The following is a 22,817-nucleotide window of genomic DNA, read 5'->3' on the forward strand; positions in this document are numbered from 1 at the left end:
CCGAGAGGCGGGGAGGTGGGGAGGCGCTCAGGGAGTGAGGGGGAAAGGGTGCGCAGGGAGTGAGAGAGAAAGGTAAGGGAACGGCAAAGCCGGGTCGTTCGTTACCCCCTGCATGACCGCAATGACCCCCGGCTCGAACATCCCTCTCTCCGCCGCCCGCGTGGCGGTGGACGTCGCCGCTCCGGTGCGGCTCGACGTTTCGGGCCTGCTGCTCACCGCCGACGGCAAGGTGCGCTCCGACGACGACTTCATCTTCTACAACCAGCCCTCGGGCCCGGGTGTGACCTACCGCGCGGGCGGGGGCTCCGCGCCCGACGCGATCGTGGTGGACACCACCGCCGTCCCGCCCGGCATCGAGAAGATCGTCGTGACCGCGAGCCCGGACGCCGCGGGCCAGACCTTCCAGGGCATCGAGCCCACCGCCACCGTGCGCAACGCGGACGACGGCAGTGCGCTCGCCACCTTCACCCCGCCGCCGCTGAGCACCGAGACGGCGCTCGTGGTCATCGAGGTCTACCGCCGCAACGGCGCCTGGAAGGCCCGCGCGGTCGGCCAGGGTTACGCCAACGGCCTGGCCGGGATCGCCACGGACTTCGGCGTCTCGGTCGAGGAGCCCGAAGCCCCCGCCGCCCCGCCGGTCCCGGCGGCCGCCGCCCCGCCCGCGCCGGTCGCCGCCCCCGTCGACCCGCGCATCGCGCCGCCCGCGCCCCCGGCTCCCCCGGTGGCGCCCGCCGCGCCCATGGGCACCGGGAAGATCAACCTGGACAAGGGCCGGGTCAACCTCCAGAAGAACCAGACCGTGTCACTGGTCAAGGGCGGCGCACCGCTGCTCTCGCGGGTCAGGATGGGCCTGGGCTGGGAGCCCGCGTTCCGGGGCAAGGACATCGACCTGGACGCGTCGGTGATCGCCTACGGCCCCAACCGCAACCACCTGGACAGCTGCTACTTCGGCCGCCTCACCATTCTGAACGGGGCGGTCAAGCACTCCGGCGACAACCTCACCGGTGAGGGCGCGGGCGACGACGAGACGATCGTCGTGGACCTGGGCCGACTCCCCGCCGAGGCGACGGGCCTGGTCTTCACGGTGAATTCGTTCACCGGCCAGAAGTTCAACGAGGTCGCCAAGGCCTACTGCCGTCTGCTCGACGACGCGACGGGCGAGGAGCTGGTCCGCTTCGACCTGACCGGCGCCGAGCCGCAGACGGGCGTGATGATGGCCAAGCTCATCAAGCAGTTCACCGGTGAGTGGGAAATGACCGCGATGGGTGATTTCGTAAAGTCGCGGACGGTGCGCGGCATGGTGAAGCCCGCCGCCCAGGCCCTCTAGCACCTGCTCCCTCCGCTCCAACGGAGTCCGGGGCGCCCGAAGTGATTCAGGCGCCCCGGATCCGAAGAGGGCAGCGGCTGCTCGCGCTCGTCTCGCGACTCAGAGCTTGGTCAGCTTGGAGTACGGGCTCAGGATCCTTCCCTGTCGCCCCGAGAAGTCGATGAGGACTGCGTCGTTGTCGCCCTCGACAGCAAGAATCCTGCCGAGCCCGAACTGGTCGTGCGACACCCTGTCGCCCACATCGAAGCATTCGACCGGTGGGGCCTCCTGGGCCGGGCGGTTGAAGGGACTGGAAGGCAGGTGACGCCGGGATCCGGCTGACTGTTTCATTACGTCGAGTATGCGCCCTGCGGAGGCCCGACGCCATGCCCGCCCGCTCCCGGGGTCCTAGACGTACCGCATTCGTAATCCGCGCTCACCGGGTCCGGTCAGCGCTTGCTGCCGCTCCCAGCAGCGGAATCAGGCGGAACACAGAGGCGGGGCGCCGGGTCGAAAAGCCCCCCGAACGTGTGGCGTTTCCCCTCCCCGGCGGACCACGGTCGAACCGGCGGACCACGGTTGCACCGGGGGTCGACCCGACGATCAACGCGGCGACGCCCCGGCGTCCCGGGGTGTCGCGCGCGCTGGTGCGCCCCGTCTAGCCGCCCGCGCGCGAGCGGGCCTTGAAGGCGGCCTTCCGGGCCTCCTTGGCGGCCTTCTTGTCGCTGTGCAGCCGCCCCATGGCCTCCAGGACGTCGGCGGTGGCCGGGTGGTCGACGCGCCAGACCTCGTCGAAGAAGCCGCTGTGCTGCGCGGCGAGCCCCTCGACCAGACCCTGGAGCTCGTCCAGTTCGCCGTCCGTGTCCAGCTGGGCGGCGATGGTGTCGATGGCCAGCCAGAAGATCATGGCCTCCGGCGGGGCGGGGACATCGGCCGCACCCCGCTCCGCGAGCCAGACGCGGGCCAGGCCGCCCAGCTCGGGGTCGCCCAGCACCGCGCGTACGGCGGGCTCCGCCTCGGGCCCGGCCAGGGCGAGGGCCTGCTGGCAGTGGAGGCGGCGCAGCGGGGCGCCCTCGTCCGTGCCGCGTGCGGCGGCCAGCAGCTCGGCGGCGGCCGATACCGCGCCCTCGGGGCCGTACCCCGCGAGCCAGAGCTTGACCTCGGCGCGGGCGGCGGACTCCGGGTAGTGGGCGATGCCGTCGAGGAGGACGTCGGCGCCCTTGCCCGCGAGATCGCCGACGGCGGGGGCGTCGACCCCGGCCTCCAGCATCCGGGCCCGGATGCCGTAGAGGCCGAGGGGGGTGAGCTTGACCATGCCGTACCGGGTGACGTCCTCCTCGTCGGCCCCGGCGGCGTCCACCGGCGCGTCGCCCTCCTCGATCATCAACGCCTCGTCCACCGGCCGGTACTCGACGATCCCGATGGGTTCGAGCAGCCGGAACTGGTCGTCGAGGCGCATCATCGCCTCCGACACCTGCTCCAGGATGTCGTCGGTGGGCTCGCCCATGTCGTCGGGGACGATCATCGACGCGGCGAGGGCGGGCAGCGGCACCGGCCCGTCGCCCGCGCCGTTGTCCGCGAGGGTGAGCAGGTAGAGGTTGCCGAGAACACCGTCGAGGAACTCCGCCTCGGCCTCCGGGTCCCAGTCCAGGGCGTCGAAGTCGATGGAGCCGTCCTCGCCGACGAGATCGGCGAAGTCGTCCAGGACGGGCGCGGTGGCGTCGGCGTGCACGGCGTCCAGCCCGTCGAGCCAGATGCCGAGGACGTCCTGCGGGGAACCGCCGGTGAGCAGCGCCAGATTCTCCCCCGCGGCAACTGTGCCCTCACCGTCGCCGTCCTCGGCGCCCTCCTCCTCGGGGTCGGTGACGTCGAGGAGCCCGGTGTCCACGGCGAGCCGCCAGGCCTCACTGGCGTATGCGGCACCGTCCTCGTCGGCCGGAAGCCCGAGGTGTTCGGCGGCGGCGGGGAGCTGCGCCTCGACGAGCTCGCCGCCGGCGCCGACACGGGTGTCCGGCCCGGCCCAGCGGGCGAGCCGGACGGCACGGACGAACAGCGGAGCGGCGAGCGCGTCCCGTGCCAGTTCGGCCTCGGGGTTCAGCCGCACCGGCGGCAGGGAGGGACGCTCTGCGGACATCGGGGGTTCTCCTCGGTGCGTGCTCGGGGGCATACGGAGTGCGTACGCGGTTCAGCCGCCCAAGCCTAGACGCATTTGGCCGTCCGCCGCCCGGCGTGCTTCTACGCGCCCGCGCCCGGCTCCAGACTGAGCGCGGGGGTGTAGCGGTTCACGCCTCCGCCGGTCATACCCGGGTACTTCTGGACGCGTTCCCACAGCGGCGACGGGGAGCCGGCGCCCTCACCGGGTGCGGCGAGGGCCGCGATGTGGTGCTCGGCGGTCTCCCACTCGGCGTAGTTGAGGACCCGGGTGCCGTCGGTGCTGATGTGGAAGTGCGCGGCGATGCCGCCCTCGGGCGTCCGGATGTCGCCGCCGAGCGCCTCGAACACCGCGTCCACCCAGTCGCGTTGCCGGGCCGGGTCCGGCCCGTCGAACTCGACGTCCACGATGACGACGCACCCCGGCTCCCGGGTGTCGCCCTCGGCCCGGCGCCCGGAGCGGTAGAGCTCGTACGTGTGGAGTGCGACGCGCTCGATGCCGGGGACGGCGGCGTCGATCTCGGCGTTGCGGGCGTCACGGTTGTTCCGCACGAAGTCCTCGTAGGCCTGTTCGCCGGTCCACTGGGAGTAGTGCAGCAGGGTCGCGCCGTCCTCCCCCGCGTAGACGCTGTAGGAGAGCAGCCCGGGGTGCGGCCAGTCCCGGCTCTCCCAGGTCTTCCGGATGGCGTCGACGGCCTCTCGCTGCCGCTGCGGTGTACCGACGTTCCAGGTGCTGGCCTTGGCGATCCGGGCGTCGGCCCGGGACAAGTCGGGCCGGTCGGTGATGCGCGTGGCCTTGACGGTGGTCATGGCGGTGCTCCCCTCTCCCGCCGCGGCTGTGCGCCGCGGCACTGCCCCCACCGTCACACCTCAAGTCACCTTGAGGTCAAGGCGCTTCGGCCCTGCGGACGCGCACCCGCCGAAATTCCCGCCTCAGCTCGTGAGTTCGGTGCGCCAGGCCGTCGTGTTGAGTTCGTCCATCAGCCGGATGTCGTGGCCCTCCAGCGGGAAGACCCGCACGGGGAGGCCGGGGGCGGCGGAGATGGCCAGGGCGTCGCCCTCGATGAGGTCGCCGCCCTCGGGGGTGGAGACCCAGGCGAGGATCGACTTCACGGTGAGCCCGGGGTCCAGGAGAAGCTTCCTGGGGCCGGGGTCGCTGCCGAAGTGCGAGCCGTCCTCGTTGACCTTGACGGGGAGGGGGCGGCCGTCCTCGCCGAGGGCCTGGACCCAGGGGTAGCCGTCGACCGCGTACGGCTTGCGGCCGCAGTTGGTGAGGGTGAGGACGACGGCCCGGTGCATCATCGCGGTCTCCACCGGGCCCATGTCCACGACGACCCCGGAGGCGGGGCACTTGCCGGGCGGGGCGGACGTCGGGGCCTCGGCCGGGGCGCCCCGGCCCGGTGCGTCCGCTCCCGGGGCGGGAGCCGGGGGCAGCGTCTCGGCGTGGACGCCGCCCGGGCGGGACGCGGAGGTGGACGGGGTGGGGTCGGGTTCGCCCTCGCCGGCCGGGACGAGGAAGCCGGAGCAGCCGGTCAGCGTCAGGAGCGCCGCCGCAGGCAGGACGGGCGAGGCCCGTCTCCGTATCCGTACGCGCTCGCCCATGGTGTCCGCCCCTCGCCGCAGCCGTCGTCTGTGCGTTCGATCATGGCAGAGGGCGGGGGCCGTAAGAACTGTTCAGCTCTCCTTGCCTATTGCACCAAGGAGATCTAAGTAGACCTTCATGGTTGCCGGAGTCGACACTTCGGACATGACCGCCACCGCACCGCGCCCCTTCGGCCGCACCCTCTGCGCCATGATCACGCCCTTCACCGCCACCGGTGCCCTGGATCAGGACGCCGCCCGCGCGCACGCCGCGCGGCTGGTGGCACAGGGCTGCGACGGGATCGTCCTCAGCGGGACCACCGGGGAGTCCCCCACCACGACGGACGCCGAGAAGTCCGCCCTGCTGCGGGCCGTCCGCGCGGAGGTCGGCGACGGGACGCCGCTGCTCTCCGGCGTCGGCGGTCCGGACACCGCGCACACCGTGCGGCTCGCGCGGGAGGCCGAGGAGGCGGGCGCGGACGGGCTGCTGGTGGTCGCCCCGTACTACAGCCGTCCGCCGCAGGCCGCGATCGAGGCGTACGTCCTGCGCGTGGCCGAGTCCACCGGGCTGCCGCTGATGCTGTACGACATCCCCGGCCGCACCGGCGTCCGGATCGAGCCGGACACCCTGCTGCGGCTCGCCGGGCACCCGCGTGTCGTAGCGGTGAAGGACTGCTCCTACGACCTGCTCGGCTCGACGAGGGTGATCGCCCGCACCTCACTGGCGTACTACTCGGGCAGCGAGGAGCTGAACCTCCCGCTGTACGCGGTGGGCGGCTCGGGTTACGTCAGTACGGTCGCGAACGTGGCCCCGCGTCAGATGCGGGCGCCGCTGGACGCGTTCGACGCGGGCCGCACCGACGAGGCGGCCCGGCTGAACGGGCTCACGGCCCGGCTCGTCGAGCTGATGATGGCGAGCGGGCTGCCCGGGACCGTCACCGCGAAGGCGCTTCTGGACGCGGGGCCGGTCCGGGAACCGCTACAGCCCGCCGGGCGCGGGGCGACCGACGGGCTGCGGGCGGCGTACGAGGAGCTCCTCGCGGCCTAGGAATGCCTGGTGAGCAGGTCAGTTGTGGGCGTGCAGGACCTCGTTCAGCCCGCCCCACACCGCGTTGTTCGGGCGGGCCTCGACGGCGCCGGTGACCGAGTTGCGGCGGAAGAGGATGTTCGAGGCACCGGAGAGCTCGCGTGCCTTGACGATCTCGCCGTCCGGCAGCGTGACGCGGGTGCCGGCGGTGACGTACAGACCGGCCTCGACGACGCACTCGTCGCCGAGCGCGATCCCGACGCCCGCCTCCGCGCCGACCAGGCAGCGCTCACCGATGACGATGCGGACGTTGCCGCCGCCGGAGAGGGTGCCCATGGTGGAGGCGCCGCCCCCGATGTCCGAGCCGTCGCCGATGACGACGCCCGCGGAGATCCGGCCCTCGACCATGGAGGTGCCGAGCGTGCCCGCGTTGAAGTTGACGAAGCCCTCGTGCATGACGGTGGTCCCGGCGGCGAGGTGCGCGCCGAGCCGCACACGGTCGGCGTCCGCGATGCGTACGCCCTTGGGGGCGACGTAGTCCGTCATCCGCGGGAACTTGTCGACCGAGGTGACCTGGAGGTGGAGGCCCTCGGCGCGGGCGTTGAGCCGCACCCGCTCCAGGTCGTCGACGGCGACCGGGCCGAGCGAGGTCCAGGCGACGTTGGACAGCAGGCCGAAGAGCCCGTCGAGGTTCTGGCCGTGCGGCTGGACGAGCCGGTGCGAGAGCAGGTGCAGGCGCAGGTAGGCGTCGTGGGCGTCGAGCGGCTTGTCCTCCAGCGAGGAGATGACCGTGGAGACGGCGACGACCTCGACCCCGCGCCGGGCGTCCACGCCGATGGCCTTGGCGGCGCCCTCACCGAGGCGGTTCACGGCTTCGTCCGGGGTGAGCCGCTGCGTACCGGCGGGGCCGGGGGACGAACTCAGCTCGGGGGCGGGGAACCAGGTGTCGAGGACGGTGCCGTCACCGGCGAGGGTGGCGAGGCCGGCGGCGACGGCGCCGGTGGTACGGGCAGAACCCTGGGAAGTCGTGTCGGTCATGAACAGCAACCTAACCGGCCGGGGCCCGCTCGGGCGAACCGGTCTCAGCTTCCGGCCGCCGCAGGACCGGCCGCCCCCGCCCCCCGGGCCCCGGCAGCCGCCTCGCCGCCAGCACCGCGGCCCCCGCACCCGCCGCGAGCAGGGCGCAGACCGGCCAGAGCAGCGCGGGCGCGGCCGTGTACAGGGCGGCCCCCAGCGGCGGGGCGAGCACCTGGCCGCTGATGGAGGCCCCGGCGTACAGACTCTGGAAGCGGCCCTGCGCGTGGGCGGGGGCCCGGTCGGCGACGTAGGCGGTGGCGGGGGTCTTGTAGAGGATCTCGCCGAGGGTCAGCGACAGCATCATCGTGACGGCGAAGAGCACGCCCGCGCCGGGGATCAGGATCGCGTAGCCGAGTCCGACGAGGAGCAGTCCGACGCCGACGGTGCCGAGCGGGGAGCGTTTGCGCAGGGCGTGGGCCGCGGGGAGTTCGAGGCAGAGGATCACCCCGCCATTGATGGCGAGCAGCCAGCCGTAGAGCTGGGTGGTGTGCCCGTGGTCGGCCAGGAAGACCGGCAGGGTCGCATACTGCTGGCGGTAGACGAGGTCGACGCAGACGATCGCGGCGAGCAGTACGAGCACGGCGGGCCTGGCCCGCAGTTCCCGCCAGATGCCCGGCGCGTCGGGGTCATGGGCGGGTGCGGAGTGGGCGCTGCCGCGGGCGGGCAGGATCCGTGAGGCGTAGGCGGCGAAGAGCAGGGTGCCGATTCCGTCGGCGACGAAGAGCCAGTCGTACGAGAACCGGGTGGCGACCAGGGCGCCGAGCGGCGGTCCGACGGCGAAGCCCCCGTTGCTCGCGAAGCGGGTGAGGGCGAAGCTCTGGCGGCGGCTGCCGCCCTCGGGGACGGAGACCGCGACGAGGGCCGCGCTGGCCGCGCGGACGACGCCCGCCGCGTACTGGGCGACGGGCAGCACCGCGTACAGCGCGGTGACCGGCAGCGCGGGCAGGACGAGGAGCGCCGCCCCGCTGACACAGGCCCCGGTGAGCAGGGCGCGGCGGTGGCCGAAGCGGTCGCCGAACCAGCCGCCGGTGAAGTTCCCGGCGACCAGGCCGATGCCGCCGATACCGCTGATGACTCCGGCCTGGGTGACGGTCAGGCCGCGCGGCCCGACGAGGTAGACGAAGAGATAGACGAAAGTGAAGCTGACGACGGCGTTGAAGAACGCCCCGAGCGCCAGCAGCCGTACCGTTCGCGGCACTCCGCGCACCATGCCCATGCCCCGCCACCCCCGTGAGCCAGTGAGTTCCCTAAGGGAACGGACTATGGCAGCATGATTCCATCAAGGTCAACCCGCTACTGGAGGGACGACCATGCCCCAGCGCACCAGCCTGGCCGACGCCGACTGCTCGATCGCGCAGGCCCTCGACGTCGTGGGCGACTGGTGGACCCTGCTGATCGTGCGGGACACCGCGCGCGGGGTGCACCGGTTCGACGCGCTCCAGCAGGAGCTGGGCGTCTCGCGCAAGGTGCTGACCGAGCGGCTGCGGCTGCTGGTCGACGCGGGGGTGCTCACGCGGGAGCCGTACCAGGACCGCCCGGTCCGGTACGAGTACCGCCTCACCCCGCGCGGCCGGGCACTGCTGCCCGTGCTGATCGCCCTCCAGGACTGGGGCGACACCTGGGTGCTGGGAGAAGGGGAAGCGATGGCGACGACGGCGGAGGCCTCGCGGGAGGCTGCCCGGGTGCGGGGGCTGAGGGGGACGCGGCTGCCGGAGCTGCTGCTGACGGGGAACGACGGGCAGCCGCACGACCCGGTCGCCGACACCCCCTGCACCGTTCTGTACTGCTTCCCCAGCGCCTACGCCCACCGCGACGCCTATCCGCCGGGCTGGGCGGGAATCCCGGGGGCGAGCGGCTGCACCCTCGAATCGTGCACGTACCGCGACCAGTTGGCGGAGTTCACCACGGCGGGCGCGACCGTGCACGGGGTATCCGTGCAGCGCCCGGACGAACAGCGCGCGTTCGCGGAGAAGGAGGGGCTGCGCTTCCCGCTGCTCTCGGACGCGGATCTGGCACTGACGGCGGCGCTGCGGCTACCGACGTTCCGGGCGGCGGGGGTGAGCAGGCTCAAGCGGCTGACGCTGGTGGTGGACCGGGACCGGACGATCCGCGAGGTGCTGTACCCGATCACGGACATCGAGGCGAGCGTACGGGCGGCGCTGGAGGCGGTACGGGGGCGCGCGGCGGACTGAGCGGGGCGGACGGCGAGCCCCGCGGCCGCGACAGCGGTCGGCCCGTCACGGTACGGGCCCGCGCAGGCCCCAGGGCCCGTCGCGCCCGGCGGGCGGGCATGCGACGACAGGCCCTGACGGCCCCTCACCCCCGCCCGTCGGCCACGCGCGCCAGCATCTCCCGGGTGTGGTCCGCGTCGAAGCTGCCCCCGGTCAGCAGCACCTGGAGGCAGATGCCGTCCATCAGCGCGACCAGCGCCCGCGCGGTCTCCGGGTCGGTGCGCCGGGACAGCACCTCGACGGCGGCCTCGGTCCACTCGGCGGCGACCGGGCGCAGCGCGGGGCGCCGCAGGGCCGCGAGATACAGCTCGTACTCCAGCTCGATCGCCCCGCGTTCGCCCGCGAACCACTGGCCCAGCAGCCGGGTCAGCTCGTCCGCGAGACCGGCGCCGGGTGCGGCCGCGCCCGTCGCGGGAGGAGCGGCGAGGACCTCGCTGCCGCGCAGCGCCTGGGCGAAGGTCTCGTTGCAGCGGCGCAGGGCGGCGATCAGGAGCTCGTCGAGCGAGCGGAAGTGGTACGTGGTCGAGCCCAGCGGCACATCGGCCTCGGCGGCGACCGTGCGATGACTCAGCCCGGCTATACCGTCGGCCGCCATCACGGCGAGCGCCGCGTCGATGATGCGCGTCCGCCGGTCGGGGTCGTACCGCCGGGCCATCAGTGGGCCCCTCCGACGTTGAGCACGACGACCCCGGCGACGATCAGGGCGACGCCCGTGATCTTGACGAGGCTGCTGGACTCCCCCAGGAAGAGGATGCCGATGAGGGCGACGGCCGCGGTGCCGACGCCGGCCCAGATCGCGTACGCGGTGCCCACGGACAGCGTCTTGAGGGTCTGCGCGAGCAGGGTGAACGCGATGAGATAGCCCACCGCGGTGCCGATCGAGGGCCAGAGCCGGGTGAAGCCCTCGCTGTACTTCATGGCCGTCGTCCCGGCCACCTCCGCCGCGATGGCCGCGGCGAGCAGTCCGTATGCGTATCCCATGTGTACGACAGTACACAATGTTGCGTACGCCCGTACATATCATCGGATCGCGCCGGGACGCTACCGTGTCCCGACCGACGATCGACGGAGCGGAGACGCAGTGGCGCAGGATGCAGGGTGGGGTGGCGGTCCTTACGGGGGCGCGCCTCACGGTGGGGGACCCTTCCACGGGGGAGCGCAGGGACCGGGCGGATGGGACGGCGGATGGGCCGCGCCGCCCAAGCCGGGGGTGATACCCCTGGCGCCGCTGAGGATCTCCGACATGCTCAGCGGCGCCTTCTCGACACTGGGGCGCTACTGGAAACCGCTGATCGGGGTGGCGCTCACGCTGTTCGGCGCGGCGACGCTCGTGATGGGTGCGGCGGTGGCCGTCGCGTTCGCCGCCATGGCGGCCAACTGGGACGAGCTGACGTCCGAATCGGCGGCCTCCCCCGACACGGCGGAACTGATCCCGTTCGGCATCGCGTTCGGGGTACTCGTGGTCATCGGGATCATCGTGTACCTGCTGGCGTCGGCCGTCGTACAGGCGGCGGTCCCGGTGGTCCTCCAGGAGGCGGTCCTCGGCCGCCCGATCCGCTTCGGCGCGGTGTGGAGCCGCGCCTGGTCGCGAGCCTGGGCGATGATCGGCACGGTGTTCCTGGTCGGGCTCATCGTGAGCGTCCCGTTGGTGCTCGCCATGGCCGGCGTCTTCGGGCTGATGATCTACGCCATCTCCCTGGGCGACGCGGACGGCATCCTGCCGCTCATGTGGTTCGGCATCGCGGGCGCACTGGCCGTCGGTCCGGTGGCGGTCTGGCTCTGGGTGAAGTTCGCCCTCGCCCCGACCGTCGTGGTCTTCGAGGGCCAGCGCCCGGTCGCGGCCCTGCGCCGCTCCGCCCAGCTGGTGCGGGACAGCTGGTGGCGGGTCTTCGGCGTCACACTGCTCGCCTACACGCTGGCGTCCATGATCGGCTACATGATCCAGATGCCGTTCCAGATGCTCGGCATGCTCCCCGGCATCTTCGACCCCGCCGACGTCGACTCCGACCCGAGCGGCGGGGAGCTCATCGCACTGTTCGGCGGCCTCATGGTGCTGTCCCTGATCAGCCAGATGATCGCCCAGCTGTTCTCGGCGGTCTTCCCGCCGCTGGTGGTCGGCCTGCTCTACGTGGACCGCCGGATGCGCGCCGAGAACCTGGGCCCGGTCCTGGCCGAGGCGGCGGCGCTGACCCTGCCCGAGCAGTACGGCCCGCCGCCGCCCGCCCACGCGTAGGTCGTGTCCTTCCGGACAACGCCCAGGGCGGGCCTCTCTCAGCCGTTCCTCAGTCGGTCAGCGTCCGCTTCGGGCGCAGCACACAGAACTCGTTGCCCTCCGGGTCGGCCAGCACCACCCAGGTGCTGTCCGGCCCCTGGCCGACGTCCACCCGCCGGGCGCCGAGCGCGATGATCCGCTCGACCTCGGCGTCCCGGTCGTCCGGAGTCAGATCGATATGCAGCCGGTTCTTGACCGTCTTCCCCTCCGGCACGGGCAGGAAGCACATCCCCGGGAACGCGGTCTCGTCCGCGCCGATGACGATCTCCTCCTCGTCCTCGAAGAGCACCTTCCAGTCCAGCACCGCGCTCCAGAAACGGGCCATGAGCGGCAGATCGTGGGCATCGACGGCGAGGTGGTACAAGCGAACGGCCATACCCGCCAGTATGCCTGGCGGGTATGGCCGTTCACCACTGCTGTCCGGGGACGCGTCAGACGTTGAACCCCAGCGCGCGGAGCTGCTCGCGTCCGTCGTCGGTGATCTTGTCCGGGCCCCACGGCGGCATCCAGACCCAGTTGATCCGCAGCTCGTTGACGATGCCGTCGGTGGCGGACTTCGCCTGGTCCTCGATGACATCGGTCAGCGGGCAGGCCGCGGACGTCAGGGTCATGTCGAGGGTGGCGATGTTGGCGTCGTCGACGTGGATGCCGTAGATCAGGCCCAGGTTGACGACGTCGATGCCCAGCTCGGGGTCGACGACGTCGTACAGCGCCTCGCGGACCTCCTCCTCGGAGGCCGGCTTCATGGTCGCGGTCTCGTTGTCGCTCATGCGGTCTTCCCTTCGGACAGCGCCTTGGCCGTCGCGTCCTTCCACGCCATCCAGCTCAGCAGCGCGCACTTGACCCGGGCGGGGTACTTGGAGACGCCGGCGAACGCGACCGCGTCCTCCAGCACCTCCTCCATCGCGTCGTCCGGCTCCAGCTGGCCCTTGGACTGCATCAGCTCCAGGAAGGTGTCCTGGATCTTCTGCGCCTGGGACAGCTCCTTGCCGACGAGCAGCTCGTTCAGCACGGAGGCGCTGGCCTGGCTGATGGAGCAGCCCTGGCCCTCGTAGCTCACGTCGGCGATGGTCTCGCCGTCGTACTTCACCCGGAGCGTGATCTCGTCACCGCACGTCGGGTTGACGTGGTGCACCTCGGCGTCGCCGTCCCGCAGGCCACGCCCGTGGGGGTGCTTGTAGTGGTCCAGGATCACTTCCTGGTACATGGAATCAAGCTTCACCAGTCAGCCCTCAGCCGAAGAAGTTCCGGACGTGCTCCAGACCGTCCACCAGGGCGTCGACCTCGGCGGGCGTGGAGTACAGATAGAACGACGCTCGTGTCGTCGCGGGAATTCCGTACCGCAGGCAGACCGGCCGCGCGCAGTGGTGGCCGACCCGGACGGCGATGCCCAGCTCGTCGAGGACCTGGCCCACGTCGTGCGGGTGGATGTCGCCGAGCGTGAAGGAGATCGTCGCCCCGCGGTCCTCGGCCGTCGCCGGACCGATGATCCGCAGGTCCGGGACCTCCAGGAGGCGCTTCACCGCGTACTCGGTGATCGCCTTCTCATGCTGGTAGATCTTCTCCATGCCGATCGCCGAGAGGTAGTCCACGGCCGCACCGAGGCCGACGGCCTGGGCGATCGGGGGCGTACCGGCCTCGAACTTGTGCGGCGCCGGAGCATACGTCGACGAGTGCATCGACACGGTCTCGATCATCTCGCCGCCGCCGAGGAACGGAGGCAGGTCCTCCAGGAGCTCCTGCCGTCCCCACAGCACGCCGATGCCCGTCGGGCCGACCATCTTGTGGCCGGTGAAGGCCACGAAGTCGGCCTGGAGGGCCTGCACGTCGAGCACCATGTGCGGGGCCGCCTGCGAGGCGTCGATGCAGACCAGCGCGCCGACCTGCTGGGCGCGGCGGATGATCTGCTCGACCGGGTTGACCGTGCCCAGGATGTTGGAGACCAGCGTGAAGGAGACGATCTTCGTCTTCTCGGTGATGATCTCGTCGATGTTGGACAGGTCGAGGCGGCCCTCGTCGGTGATGCCGAACCACTTCAGCTTCGCGCCGGTGCGCTGAGCGAGCAGCTGCCACGGCACGATGTTGGAGTGGTGCTCCATCTCCGTAGTGACGATCTCGGTGTCGCGGTCCACCCGATAGGGCTCATCCGCCCAGCCGAGCATGTTCGCCACGAGGTTCAGCGACTCGGAGGCGTTCTTCGTGAAGATCACCTCGTCACGGCTGGGTGCGTTGATGAAGGCTGCGACCTTGTCGCGGGCGCCCTCGTACAGCGCGGTGGCCTCCTCGGCGATCGTGTAGACGCCGCGGTGCACGTTCGCGTTGTGGCGCTCGTAGTACGTGTTGAGCGCGTCGAGGACCTGGCGCGGCTTCTGCGAGGTCGCCGCGGAGTCCAGGTAAACGATCTTCTTGCCGTCGTGGACCGTGCGGTCCAGGAGCGGGAAGTCCTTGCGGATCGCCTCGGTGTCGAGGAGGCCGGTGAGCCCCTGTCGGGCGTCAGTCACGCGGAAGCGCCACCCTTCGTGTATGCCTCGTAGCCCTCGTTCTCCAGCTGGTCGGCGAGCTCGGCGCCGCCGGAGGCCGCGATCCGGCCGCCCGCGAAGACGTGCACGAAGTCGGGCTGGATGTACTTCAGGATGCGGGTGTAGTGGGTGATCAGCAGGGTGCCGACCTCACCGGTCGCCCGGACGCGGTTGACGCCCTCGGAGACGGTCTTGAGCGCGTCGACGTCGAGGCCGGAGTCGGTCTCGTCCAGGACGGCGATCTTCGGCTTGAGGAGCTCCAGCTGAAGGATCTCGTGGCGCTTCTTCTCACCGCCGGAGAAGCCCTCGTTGACGTTGCGCTCGGCGAAGGACGGGTCCATCTGGAGCCCGGCCATCGTCTCCTTGACCTCCTTGACCCACGTACGGAGCTTGGGGGCCTCGCCGCGGACGGCGGTGGCGGAGGTGCGCAGGAAGTTGGAGACCGAGACACCGGGGATCTCGACCGGGTACTGCATGGCGAGGAACAGGCCGGCGCGGGCCCGCTCGTCGACGGACATCTCCAGGACGTCCTCGCCGTCCAGGGTGACCGAGCCGCTGGTGATCGTGTACTTGGGGTGACCCGCCAGCGAGTACGCGAGGGTGGACTTGCCGGACCCGTTGGGGCCCATGATGGCGTGGGTCTCGCCCTGCTTCACGGTCAGGTCGACGCCCTTGAGGATCTCCTTCGTGGCGTTGTCGGCCTCGACGGTGACGTGCAGGTCGCGGATTTCAAGCGTTGCCATGGGTGACTCAGGACTCCTGGGTGACGGAGACGAGCACATCGTCCCCTTCGATCTTTACGGGGTATACGGGGACGGGGCGCGTCGCGGGAAGGCCGGACGGCTTGCCGGTGCGGAGGTCGAACGACGATCCGTGCAGCCAGCACTCGATCGCGCAGTCCTCCACCTCGCCCTCCGAGAGGGAGACGTTCGCGTGCGAGCAGATGTCGTTGATCGCGAACACCTCGCCCTCGGTGCGGACGACGGAGACCGGTGTGCCGTCGAGCTCCACCCGCTTGGGGGTGTCGTCCTCCAGCTCACTCAGCGCACAGGCTTTGACGAAGGCCATCAGACGGACGCCTTCAGCTCGGTCTCGATCTTGTCGAGCAGACGCGCTTCCACGTCCGGCAGGCCGATCTGCTGGACCAGCTCGGCGAAGAAGCCGCGCACGACCAAGCGGCGGGCCTCCTCGGCCGGGATACCGCGGGACTGGAGGTAGAAGAGCTGCTCGTCGTCGAAGCGGCCGGTCGCCGAGGCATGTCCGGCGCCGACGATCTCGCCGGTCTCGATCTCCAGGTTGGGCACGGAGTCGACCCGGGCGCCGTCGGTGAGGACGAGGTTCCGGTTCATCTCGTAGGTGTCGGTGCCCTCGGCCGCGGCCTGGATGAGGACGTCGCCGATCCAGACGGCGTGCGCGCCGTCGCCCTGGAGGGCGCCCTTGTACACCGCGTTGGACTTGCAGTGCGGGGTGTTGTGGTCGACCAGGAGGCGGTGCTCCTGGTGCTGGCCCTTGTCGGTGAAGTACAGACCGAAGAGCTCCGCTTCGCCGCCGGTGGCCGCGTAGGCGACCCGGGGGTGCAGCCGGACCACGTCGCCGCCGAAGGTGACGACGATCGACTTGAAGGAGGCGTCCCGGCCGACCAGCGCGTTGTGCTGGCCGACGTGGACGGCGGTGTCGTCCCAGTCCTGGACGGAGACGACGGTCAGCTTCGCGCCGTCGCCCAGTACGTAGTCGACGTTGGCGGCGAGCACCGCGTCACCGGTGTGGTCGATGACGACGACGGCCTCGGCGAAGGCGCCCAGCTCGATGACCTGGTGGCCGTAGGCGACGCCGCCCTCGCCGTGCACGGCGATCCGGATCGGCTCGGTGAGCACGGCTTCCTTGGCGACCGTGACGACCGAGGCCTGCTCGAAGGAGCTGTACGCCTGGGCGGCGACCCGGTCGACCGGCGTACCGGCCTTGCCGAGCCGGGAGTCGTCGCGGCCGACGGTCTCGACGGTGACGCCCTCGGGGGCCTCGATCGCGACCTTCACGCCGCCGCCGTTCGCGACGGCGGTGCCGTCGTGCAGCCCGCGCAGCCGCTCCAGCGGGGTGAAGCGCCACTCCTCCTCGCGGCCATGCGGGACGGGGAAGTCCGCGACGTCGAAGGACGGGGGTGCGCTCATACGGGTGGCGACGGTCGACTCGGCGGCGACCGCGATGGAACCGGCGGTGGTGGAGCCCGCCGGGATGTTCTGAGCCTCAGCCATGGCTGTCGTAGTGCTCGCTTTCTCAGTCAAGAAGGGGTGGTTCGGTGGGGGCCGGTCCGAACGGGACCTAGCCGACCGAACCCTCCATCTGCAGCTCGATCAGCCGGTTCAGCTCCAGGGCGTACTCCATGGGCAGCTCCTTCGCGATCGGCTCGACGAAGCCGCGCACGATCATCGCCATGGCCTCGAACTCCGTGAGTCCGCGGCTCATGAGGTAGAAGAGCTGGTCCTCGGAGACCTTGGAGACGGTCGCCTCGTGGCCCATCGACACGTCGTCCTCGCGGACGTCGACGTAGGGGTAGGTGTCGGAACGCGAGATCGTGTCGACCAGCAGAGCGTCGCAGAGGACGTTGGACTTCGCGCCCGGCGCGCCCTCCCCGATCTCGATCAGACCGCGGTAGGACGTACGGCCGCCGCCTCGCGCCACCGACTTGGAGACGATGTTGGAGGAGGTGTTCGGGGCCATGTGGACCATCTTGGCGCCGGCGTCCTGGTGCTGGCCCTCGCCCGCGAAGGCGATGGACAGGGTCTCGCCCTTGGCGTGCTCGCCCATCAGGTAGACGGCGGGGTACTTCATGGTGACCTTGGAGCCGATGTTGCCGTCGACCCACTCCATGGTCGCGCCCTCGTAGGCCACGGCCCGCTTGGTCACCAGGTTGTAGACGTTGTTCGACCAGTTCTGGATGGTCGTGTAGCGGCAGCGGCCGCCCTTCTTCACGATGATCTCGACCACGGCGCTGTGCAGCGAGTCCGAGGAGTAGATCGGGGCGGTGCAGCCCTCGACGTAGTGGACGTAGGCGTCCTCGTCGACGATGATCAGCGTCCGCTCGAACTGGCCCATGTTCTCCGTGTTGATACGGAAGTAGGCCTGGAGCGGGATGTCCACGTGGACGCCCTTGGGGACGTAGATGAACGATCCGCCGGACCACACGGCCGTGTTCAGCGAGGCGAACTTGTTGTCGCCGACCGGGATGACGGTGCCGAAGTACTCCTTGAAGAGCTCCGGGTGCTCCTTCAGCGCGGTGTCGGTGTCCAGGAAGATGACGCCCTGCTCCTCCAGGTCCTCGCGGATCTGGTGGTAGACGACCTCGGACTCGTACTGCGCGGCGACACCGGCGACGAGGCGCTGCTTCTCCGCCTCGGGGATGCCGAGCTTGTCGTAGGTGTTCTTGATGTCCTCGGGCAGGTCCTCCCAGGAGGCCGCCTGCTTCTCCGTGGACCGCACGAAGTACTTGATGTTGTCGAAGTCGATGCCCGACAGGTCCGAGCCCCAGCTGGGCATCGGCTTCTTGTCGAAGAGCCTGAGGCCCTTGAGCCGCAGCTTCAGCATCCACTCGGGCTCGTTCTTCTTCTCCGAGATGTCGCGGACGACAGCCTCGGACAGACCGCGCTTCGCCGCCGCGCCTGCCGCGTCGGAGTCGGCCCAGCCGAATTCGTACGTGCCCAGACCCTCGAGCTCAGGGTGGGCAGTCTCCGTGGGGAGCGTCATGCGGGGTTCCTCCCGGCCGTGCTTGCAGATGCTGAATGGGTGGTCTTGGGGGGTGCTGCGTGGCCACTGCGCGGCACGTATGTCGTGCACACGCCGTCGCCGTGGGCGAGGGTGGCCAGACGCTGCACATGGGTCCCGAGGAGGCTGGAGAAGAACTCCGTCTCCGCCTCGCACAGCTGCGGGAACTGCTCGGCGACATGCGCCACCGGGCAGTGGTGCTGGCACAGCTGCTCGCCCTGCTGGTGGCCGGGCGCGCTTCGCGCCGTAGCAGCGTACCCGTCGGCCGTCAGGGCCCTGGCCAGCGCCTCCGTACGGCGCTCGGGCTCCGCCGCCTCGACCGCGGCGCGGTACGCCTCGCCCGTCGCGGCCATCCGGGCACGGGCGAAGGCGATGACCGCGTCTTCACCCCCGGACTCGGCGATGAAGCGCAGGGCGTCGGCGGCCAGCTTGTCGTAGGACTGGTCGAAGGCGTCCCGGCCGCAGTCCGTCAGGGCGAACACCTTGGCGGGCCTGCCGCGGGTCCGTGCTCCGTAGACCCGCTGTTCACGGGCTTCGACGACATCGTCGGAGACGAGGGCGTCCAGGTGGCGGCGGACGGCGGCCTGGGTGAGGCCTACGCGCTTGGCGAGATCGGCGACGGTGGACGGGCCGTGGTCCAGGATGGAGCGCGCGACCCGGTTGCGCGTCGAGCGCTCTCCGGTCGCGAGTTCCTCCTGGGGAGCCCGTCCGTCGTATTTCACAACACCATTGTTGCGTAATTCGTTCGACCCTGACAACCACGGTCCGAAACGATCTACGGTGTGGTTCGTCACTTAGGGTTACCTAATCTGGCCCCGGGGCGGGGTCCCCGCCGGGCCCTGCCTAGACTTCCTTGCCATGGAGAACGAGCCCGTCGTACAGGTCAGCGGCCTGGTGAAGCGGTACGGCACGAAGACCGCGGTGGACGGCCTCGATCTGGCGGTCCCGGCCGCCGCGGTGACCGCCGTGCTCGGCCCGAACGGCGCCGGGAAGACCACCACGATCGAGACCTGCGAGGGCTACCGCCGCCCCGACGCCGGCACCGTACGGGTCCTCGGGCTCGACCCGGTCGCCGAGGCGGAGCGGCTGCGCCCCCGGATCGGGGTGATGCTCCAGTCCGGCGGGATCTACTCCGGCGCCCGGGCCGAGGAGATGCTCCGCCACATGGCGAAGCTGCACGCCCACCCCCTCGACGTGGACGCCCTGATCGAGCGCCTCGGCCTCGGCTCCTGCGGCCGCACCACCTACCGGCGGCTCTCCGGCGGCCAGCAGCAGCGGCTCGCCCTGGCCATGGCGGTCGTCGGCCGGCCCGAGCTGGTATTCCTGGACGAGCCGACGGCGGGCCTGGACCCGCAGGCCCGCCGCTCCACCTGGGACCTGGTGCGCGAGCTGCGCGCCGACGGGGTCTCCGTGGTGCTCACCACCCACTTCATGGACGAGGCCGAAGCCCTCGCCGACGACGTCGCGATCATCGACGCGGGCCGGGTCATCGCCCAGGGCAGCCCCGAGCAGCTCTGCCGGGGCGGCGCGGAGAACACCCTGCGCTTCACCGGCCGCCCCGGGCTCGACCTCGGCTCGCTGGTCAAGGCGCTCCCCGACGGCTCCGGGGCGGCCGAGCCGCTGCCGGGGACGTACCGCATCACCGGGAGCATCGACCCGCAGCTGCTGGCCACCGTGACCTCCTGGTGCGCCCAGCACGGCGTGATGCCCGAGGGCATCTCCGTCGAGCGGCACACCCTGGAGGACGTCTTCCTCGAACTGACCGGCAAGGAGCTGCGCGCATGAGCGCCGGTACGTACACCCCGCGCCCCGGCGCCGCCCCGCTCCCCCGGATGATCGCCGCGCAGACGGCGCTGGAGACCCGGATGCTGCTGCGTAACGGCGAGCAGCTGCTGCTGACGGTGATCATCCCGACGCTGCTCCTCGTGCTGTTCAGCGCGGTCGACATCGTGGACACCGGCTCGGGCGCTTCGGTCGACTTCCTGGCCCCGGGCGTCCTCGCTCTCGCCGTGATGTCCACCGCCTTCACCGGCCAGGCCATCGCCACCGGCTTCGAGCGCCGTTACGGGGTCCTCAAGCGGCTCGGGGCCTCGCCGCTGCCACGCTGGGCGCTGATGACCGCGAAGACCCTGTCGGTGCTGGTCACCGAGGTGCTCCAGATCGTGCTGCTGACGGCCATCGCCTTCGCGCTGGGCTGGTCGCCCTCGGGCGACCCGCTGTCCGTCCTGCTGCTCCTCGTCCTGGGGACCGCCGCGTTCTCCGGGCTCGGGCTGCTGATGGCCGGAACGCTGAAGGCCGAGGCGACGCTCGCCGCCGCCAACCTGGTGTTCCTGCTGCTGCTGGTCGGCGGCGGGGTGATCGTGCCGCTGGACAAGTTCCCGGACGCGGTGCAGTCGGTGCTGGGGCTGCTCCCCATCTCGGCGCTCTCCGAGGGGCTGCGGGACGTCCTCCAGCACGGCGCGTCGATGCCGTGGGCCCAGGCCGGAATCCTCGCGGTCTGGGCGGTGCTGGGGCTGGGCGCGGCGGCCAGGTTCTTCCGCTGGGAGTAGGGCCGGCAGCGGGGACCTTCACGGGCAAGCGGGTACGAACCCACCCCTCGTGAAATCATGCACAAGCCCCGTCCTACGATGGTCCGCGTGGAAACCCCCATCTCCCTCATCGCCAAGCGCTGGACGCCGTCCACCCGGGTGGTGAAGCGCGCAGCGCTCTCCGCCGTCATGATGAGCGTCTTCATCATCGTCACGGGCGGAGCGGTCCGGCTGACCGGTTCGGGGCTCGGCTGCGACACCTGGCCCAAGTGCACCGACGACAGTCTGTTCGCGACGCCCGAACAGGGTCTGCACGGCGCGATCGAGTTCGGCAACCGGATGCTGACCTACGTCCTGTCGGCGGCCGTCGGCTGGGCGATCATCGCGGTCAGCTGCCTCAAGCCGCGCCGCCGCAAGCTGACCCGGCTGGCCTGGTCGCAGTTCTGGATCGTGCTGGGGAACGCGGTCCTCGGCGGGATCACGGTCTGGGCGGGCCTCAACCCGTGGACGGTGGCCGGGCACTTCCTGCTCGCCAACGCCCTCCTCGCGGTCACGGTGATCACCTGGGTGCGGGTCGGCGAGGGCGACGGACCGCCGCGCCCGCGCGCGCCCCTGCCGGTGCGACGGCTGGCCTGGGCGATCGTGGCGACCACGGTGGTCCTGATCGTGCTCGGCACCACGGTGACCGGTTCCGGCAAGCACGCGGGCGACAGCAGCGACGTGCCGCGCATGCCGTGGGACTGGTCGGCGGCCGCCCATGTGCACGCCATCGCCGCCTGGGTGGTCTGCGCCCTGGCCATCGCCATGTGGCTGGCCCTGCGGGTGGTGGACGCGCCCGCCGACACCCGGGCCCGCGCCCGCGATCTGCTGGTCGTGCTGCTCGCCCAGGGCGCGATCGGGTACGTCCAGTACTTCACCGAGGTCCCCGAGATCCTGGTGGGCATCCACATGTTCGGCTCGGCCATCATGTGGATCGCCGTGATCCGCCTCGTGATGAGCATGCGCGAGCGCGACGACGAGGCACCCGCCCCGCTGCCCGGCCCGTCCGCCGGGCGACCGGAGACGGCGACGGCCACAGCCGTCTGAGAGAGCTCTCTACCGGAGGGGGCGACGGGCTGGGTGCCCGTCGCCCCTCCCGTATGACGGCTCCTCACCCCAGCCCGTACACCCGGCGCGCGTTTCCCGACCCGATCATCGCGGCGACCCGGGCCGCGTCGCCCCGGGTCCACGCGCCGTCCGCCACCCAGTCCCCCAGCACCCGGCCCAGCGCCTCGCGGAACTGCCGCGCGCCCACCAGGTGCAGCTCCGGCAGCCCCCGGGCCCCGCTGGAGAACAGCAGCTTGCCGAACGGCGCGAGCTCCAGGATCTCCGCCAGCACGCCCGCGGCCCGCGCCCCGGTCCGCGCCGGCACGGTCCCCAGGTCGGCGTAGACGTGCGGGTACCGGCCCGCCAGCGCGGCGGCCTGCCGGTGGTACGGGTACCCGTGCAGCAGGACCAGGTCGCAGCCGTGGCCCTCGGTCGCGGCGGCGAAGTCCGCGAGGCACGCCGGGTCCCCGGCGCCCAGGCGCAGTTGCAGCGGCAGCCCGCAGGCGACCGCGCTCCACCGCAGATGGTCCAGCAGCTCCGGCTCGGCGGACGCCCCGCGGCCGCCGCCCCGCAGCACCGCGCCCCGGCGGGCGGCCCGGCGCTCCGCGTCCCGCCGGGCGAGCCAGCGCCCGGCCGCCGCCCGCACCCGGACCGGCCCCGGCGGCTCGGGCGCGGCTGCGCGGGCGTCCGGGGCACGGGTGACGGAGCTGAACGCGACAGCCGAGGAGGCGGCGGTGTGCACGGCCTCGCCGAGGTTGACCAGGAAGGTGTCGACGGTCCCGGAGGTGTCGGCGACCTGCTCGGCGAGGACTTCCAGGCGGACGATCTCGCGGGCCTCGGACCCGGCCGCCGATGCCATCTCGGCCGGGCCCGTGAGGTCGCCGGGGAGACCGGTGTCGACGAGGTGGGCGGTGACGCCGGTGGCGCGCAGCAGCCGGCGGGAGGTCTCCGCGACGCCCAGCTCCCGGCGGCGGGCCAGATAGCGGGCGGGCGGGCAGTGCGCTTCGAGGCCCAGCAGGGGCGGGCACCAGCGGCGCACGGCGAAGCCGGTCTGGGTGTCGAAGAAGGTGGTGCCGGGGGCGGCCGGGGCCGGGGCGGCGGTGAGCCGGGCCTCGAAGGTGCCGAGGCCCAGCTCCGTACGGAGGATGCCGTGGCAGTTCTGGTCGACCAGGTCGGCCACGGGCACGGTGTCGGTCATCCGGGGCTCCCTGGGACGGCGTGCGTATGCACGGCCTAACGGGTGAACCCCGGGTCAGGTGTTGCCCGGGAGGCGGGGAAAGCGC

25 protein-coding genes are annotated in these 22,817 nt (G+C 71.5%); 7 read left to right on the forward strand and 18 right to left on the reverse strand.

The window, feature by feature from the left end:
- Positions 1-112 precede the first annotated feature (112 nt).
- On the forward strand, positions 113-1,327 hold the full coding sequence (locus RI138_RS05830; protein WP_311119031.1) for a TerD family protein: 1,215 nt from the start codon (positions 113-115) through the stop codon (positions 1,325-1,327).
- 99 nt (positions 1,328-1,426) lie between these two features.
- On the opposite strand, the gene RI138_RS05835 is transcribed toward RI138_RS05830, so the two are convergent.
- The 4 genes from RI138_RS05835 to RI138_RS05850 form a co-directional block, all read right to left on the reverse strand.
- Positions 1,427-1,657, reverse strand: coding sequence for a hypothetical protein (locus RI138_RS05835; protein WP_003969918.1), 231 nt, complete (start codon positions 1,655-1,657; stop codon positions 1,427-1,429).
- A 307-nt stretch (positions 1,658-1,964) separates the two neighbouring features.
- A complete protein-coding gene (locus RI138_RS05840) occupies positions 1,965-3,440 on the reverse strand; it encodes a hypothetical protein (protein WP_311119032.1) in 1,476 nt (491 codons plus the stop codon).
- A gap of 101 nt (positions 3,441-3,541) precedes the next feature.
- Positions 3,542-4,267: an antibiotic biosynthesis monooxygenase gene (locus RI138_RS05845; protein WP_311119033.1), complete on the reverse strand. Its 726-nt coding sequence runs from the start codon at positions 4,265-4,267 to the stop codon at positions 3,542-3,544.
- Between the two features lie 123 nt (positions 4,268-4,390).
- Positions 4,391-5,059, reverse strand: coding sequence for a DUF4232 domain-containing protein (locus RI138_RS05850; protein WP_311119034.1), 669 nt, complete (start codon positions 5,057-5,059; stop codon positions 4,391-4,393).
- A gap of 145 nt (positions 5,060-5,204) precedes the next feature.
- Between RI138_RS05850 and RI138_RS05855 the strand changes: the two genes are divergently transcribed.
- Positions 5,205-6,086 carry a 4-hydroxy-tetrahydrodipicolinate synthase family protein gene (locus RI138_RS05855; protein ID WP_311119035.1) on the forward strand — a complete coding sequence of 294 codons (882 nt, stop codon included), beginning with the start codon at positions 5,205-5,207 and terminating at the stop codon, positions 6,084-6,086.
- An 18-nt stretch (positions 6,087-6,104) separates the two neighbouring features.
- Here the strand turns inward: RI138_RS05855 and dapD are convergent, their stop codons facing one another.
- Together dapD and RI138_RS05865 are read right to left on the reverse strand one after the other, a co-directional pair.
- The gene (dapD, locus tag RI138_RS05860; RefSeq protein WP_311119036.1) at positions 6,105-7,103 is read right to left on the reverse strand and encodes a 2,3,4,5-tetrahydropyridine-2,6-dicarboxylate N-succinyltransferase; all 999 of its coding nucleotides are present in this window, start codon (positions 7,101-7,103) and stop codon (positions 6,105-6,107) included.
- 10 nt (positions 7,104-7,113) lie between these two features.
- On the reverse strand, positions 7,114-8,358 hold the full coding sequence (locus tag RI138_RS05865; RefSeq protein ID WP_311119037.1) for an MFS transporter: 1,245 nt from the start codon (positions 8,356-8,358) through the stop codon (positions 7,114-7,116).
- Positions 8,359-8,452: 94 nt separating this feature from the next.
- On the opposite strand from RI138_RS05865, the gene RI138_RS05870 reads away from it, so the two are divergent.
- Entirely contained in the window at positions 8,453-9,334 is an 882-nt protein-coding gene (locus tag RI138_RS05870) for a winged helix-turn-helix transcriptional regulator (RefSeq protein ID WP_311119038.1), read from the forward strand.
- Between the two features lie 124 nt (positions 9,335-9,458).
- Here RI138_RS05870 and RI138_RS05875 read toward each other — a convergent pair whose 3' ends face one another.
- Positions 9,459-10,028: a TetR/AcrR family transcriptional regulator gene (locus tag RI138_RS05875; protein WP_311119039.1), complete on the reverse strand. Its 570-nt coding sequence runs from the start codon at positions 10,026-10,028 to the stop codon at positions 9,459-9,461.
- Complete coding sequence (locus RI138_RS05880) at positions 10,028-10,354, reverse strand: DMT family transporter (RefSeq protein ID WP_096632658.1); 327 nt, start codon at positions 10,352-10,354, stop codon at positions 10,028-10,030. The genes RI138_RS05875 and RI138_RS05880 overlap by 1 nt, the downstream gene beginning before the upstream one ends.
- A 262-nt stretch (positions 10,355-10,616) precedes the next feature.
- Between RI138_RS05880 and RI138_RS05885 the strand changes: the two genes are divergently transcribed.
- Positions 10,617-11,606 carry a hypothetical protein gene (locus RI138_RS05885; RefSeq protein ID WP_311119040.1) on the forward strand — a complete coding sequence of 330 codons (990 nt, stop codon included), beginning with the start codon at positions 10,617-10,619 and terminating at the stop codon, positions 11,604-11,606.
- Positions 11,607-11,655: 49 nt separating this feature from the next.
- On the opposite strand, the gene RI138_RS05890 is transcribed toward RI138_RS05885, so the two are convergent.
- The 9 genes from RI138_RS05890 to RI138_RS05930 form a co-directional block, all read right to left on the reverse strand.
- Positions 11,656-12,021: a VOC family protein gene (locus RI138_RS05890; protein WP_311119041.1), complete on the reverse strand. Its 366-nt coding sequence runs from the start codon at positions 12,019-12,021 to the stop codon at positions 11,656-11,658.
- A 55-nt stretch (positions 12,022-12,076) separates the two neighbouring features.
- Positions 12,077-12,415, reverse strand: a complete 339-nt coding sequence (locus tag RI138_RS05895; RefSeq protein ID WP_003969897.1) for a metal-sulfur cluster assembly factor — start codon at positions 12,413-12,415, stop codon at positions 12,077-12,079.
- Positions 12,412-12,867 (reverse strand): Fe-S cluster assembly sulfur transfer protein SufU, encoded by a 456-nt coding sequence (sufU, locus tag RI138_RS05900; protein WP_096632664.1) that lies wholly within the window; start codon positions 12,865-12,867, stop codon positions 12,412-12,414. Before sufU ends, RI138_RS05895 begins: the two co-directional genes overlap by 4 nt.
- Before the next feature lie 10 nt (positions 12,868-12,877).
- Positions 12,878-14,146, reverse strand: coding sequence for a cysteine desulfurase (locus RI138_RS05905; protein ID WP_096632666.1), 1,269 nt, complete (start codon positions 14,144-14,146; stop codon positions 12,878-12,880).
- Positions 14,143-14,907, reverse strand: coding sequence for a Fe-S cluster assembly ATPase SufC (gene sufC / locus RI138_RS05910; RefSeq protein ID WP_096632668.1), 765 nt, complete (start codon positions 14,905-14,907; stop codon positions 14,143-14,145). The genes RI138_RS05905 and sufC overlap by 4 nt, the downstream gene beginning before the upstream one ends.
- Before the next feature lie 7 nt (positions 14,908-14,914).
- Positions 14,915-15,232, reverse strand: a complete 318-nt coding sequence (locus RI138_RS05915) for a bifunctional 3-phenylpropionate/cinnamic acid dioxygenase ferredoxin subunit (protein WP_014156911.1) — start codon at positions 15,230-15,232, stop codon at positions 14,915-14,917.
- Positions 15,232-16,413 carry a Fe-S cluster assembly protein SufD gene (gene sufD / locus RI138_RS05920; RefSeq protein WP_311119042.1) on the reverse strand — a complete coding sequence of 394 codons (1,182 nt, stop codon included), beginning with the start codon at positions 16,411-16,413 and terminating at the stop codon, positions 15,232-15,234. Before sufD ends, RI138_RS05915 begins: the two co-directional genes overlap by 1 nt.
- 67 nt (positions 16,414-16,480) lie before the next feature.
- The gene (gene sufB / locus RI138_RS05925; RefSeq protein WP_010070354.1) at positions 16,481-17,902 is read right to left on the reverse strand and encodes a Fe-S cluster assembly protein SufB; all 1,422 of its coding nucleotides are present in this window, start codon (positions 17,900-17,902) and stop codon (positions 16,481-16,483) included.
- Positions 17,899-18,642: a helix-turn-helix transcriptional regulator gene (locus RI138_RS05930; RefSeq protein WP_311119043.1), complete on the reverse strand. Its 744-nt coding sequence runs from the start codon at positions 18,640-18,642 to the stop codon at positions 17,899-17,901. Before RI138_RS05930 ends, sufB begins: the two co-directional genes overlap by 4 nt.
- A gap of 136 nt (positions 18,643-18,778) precedes the next feature.
- Between RI138_RS05930 and RI138_RS05935 the strand changes: the two genes are divergently transcribed.
- From RI138_RS05935 to RI138_RS05945, 3 genes are all read left to right on the forward strand, one after another.
- Positions 18,779-19,705, forward strand: a complete 927-nt coding sequence (locus RI138_RS05935) for an ABC transporter ATP-binding protein (RefSeq protein WP_311119044.1) — start codon at positions 18,779-18,781, stop codon at positions 19,703-19,705.
- Positions 19,702-20,469, forward strand: coding sequence for an ABC transporter permease (locus RI138_RS05940; protein ID WP_096632676.1), 768 nt, complete (start codon positions 19,702-19,704; stop codon positions 20,467-20,469). The genes RI138_RS05935 and RI138_RS05940 overlap by 4 nt, the downstream gene beginning before the upstream one ends.
- Before the next feature lie 78 nt (positions 20,470-20,547).
- Entirely contained in the window at positions 20,548-21,534 is a 987-nt protein-coding gene (locus tag RI138_RS05945; protein WP_311119045.1) for a COX15/CtaA family protein, read from the forward strand.
- A 64-nt stretch (positions 21,535-21,598) separates the two neighbouring features.
- Here RI138_RS05945 and RI138_RS05950 read toward each other — a convergent pair whose 3' ends face one another.
- The gene (locus tag RI138_RS05950; RefSeq protein ID WP_311119046.1) at positions 21,599-22,732 is read right to left on the reverse strand and encodes an amidohydrolase family protein; all 1,134 of its coding nucleotides are present in this window, start codon (positions 22,730-22,732) and stop codon (positions 21,599-21,601) included.
- Between the last annotated feature and the right edge of the window lie 85 nt (positions 22,733-22,817).

Origin of the sequence: Streptomyces durocortorensis (assembly GCF_031760065.1) — a bacterium.
Taxonomy (GTDB): domain Bacteria; phylum Actinomycetota; class Actinomycetes; order Streptomycetales; family Streptomycetaceae; genus Streptomyces.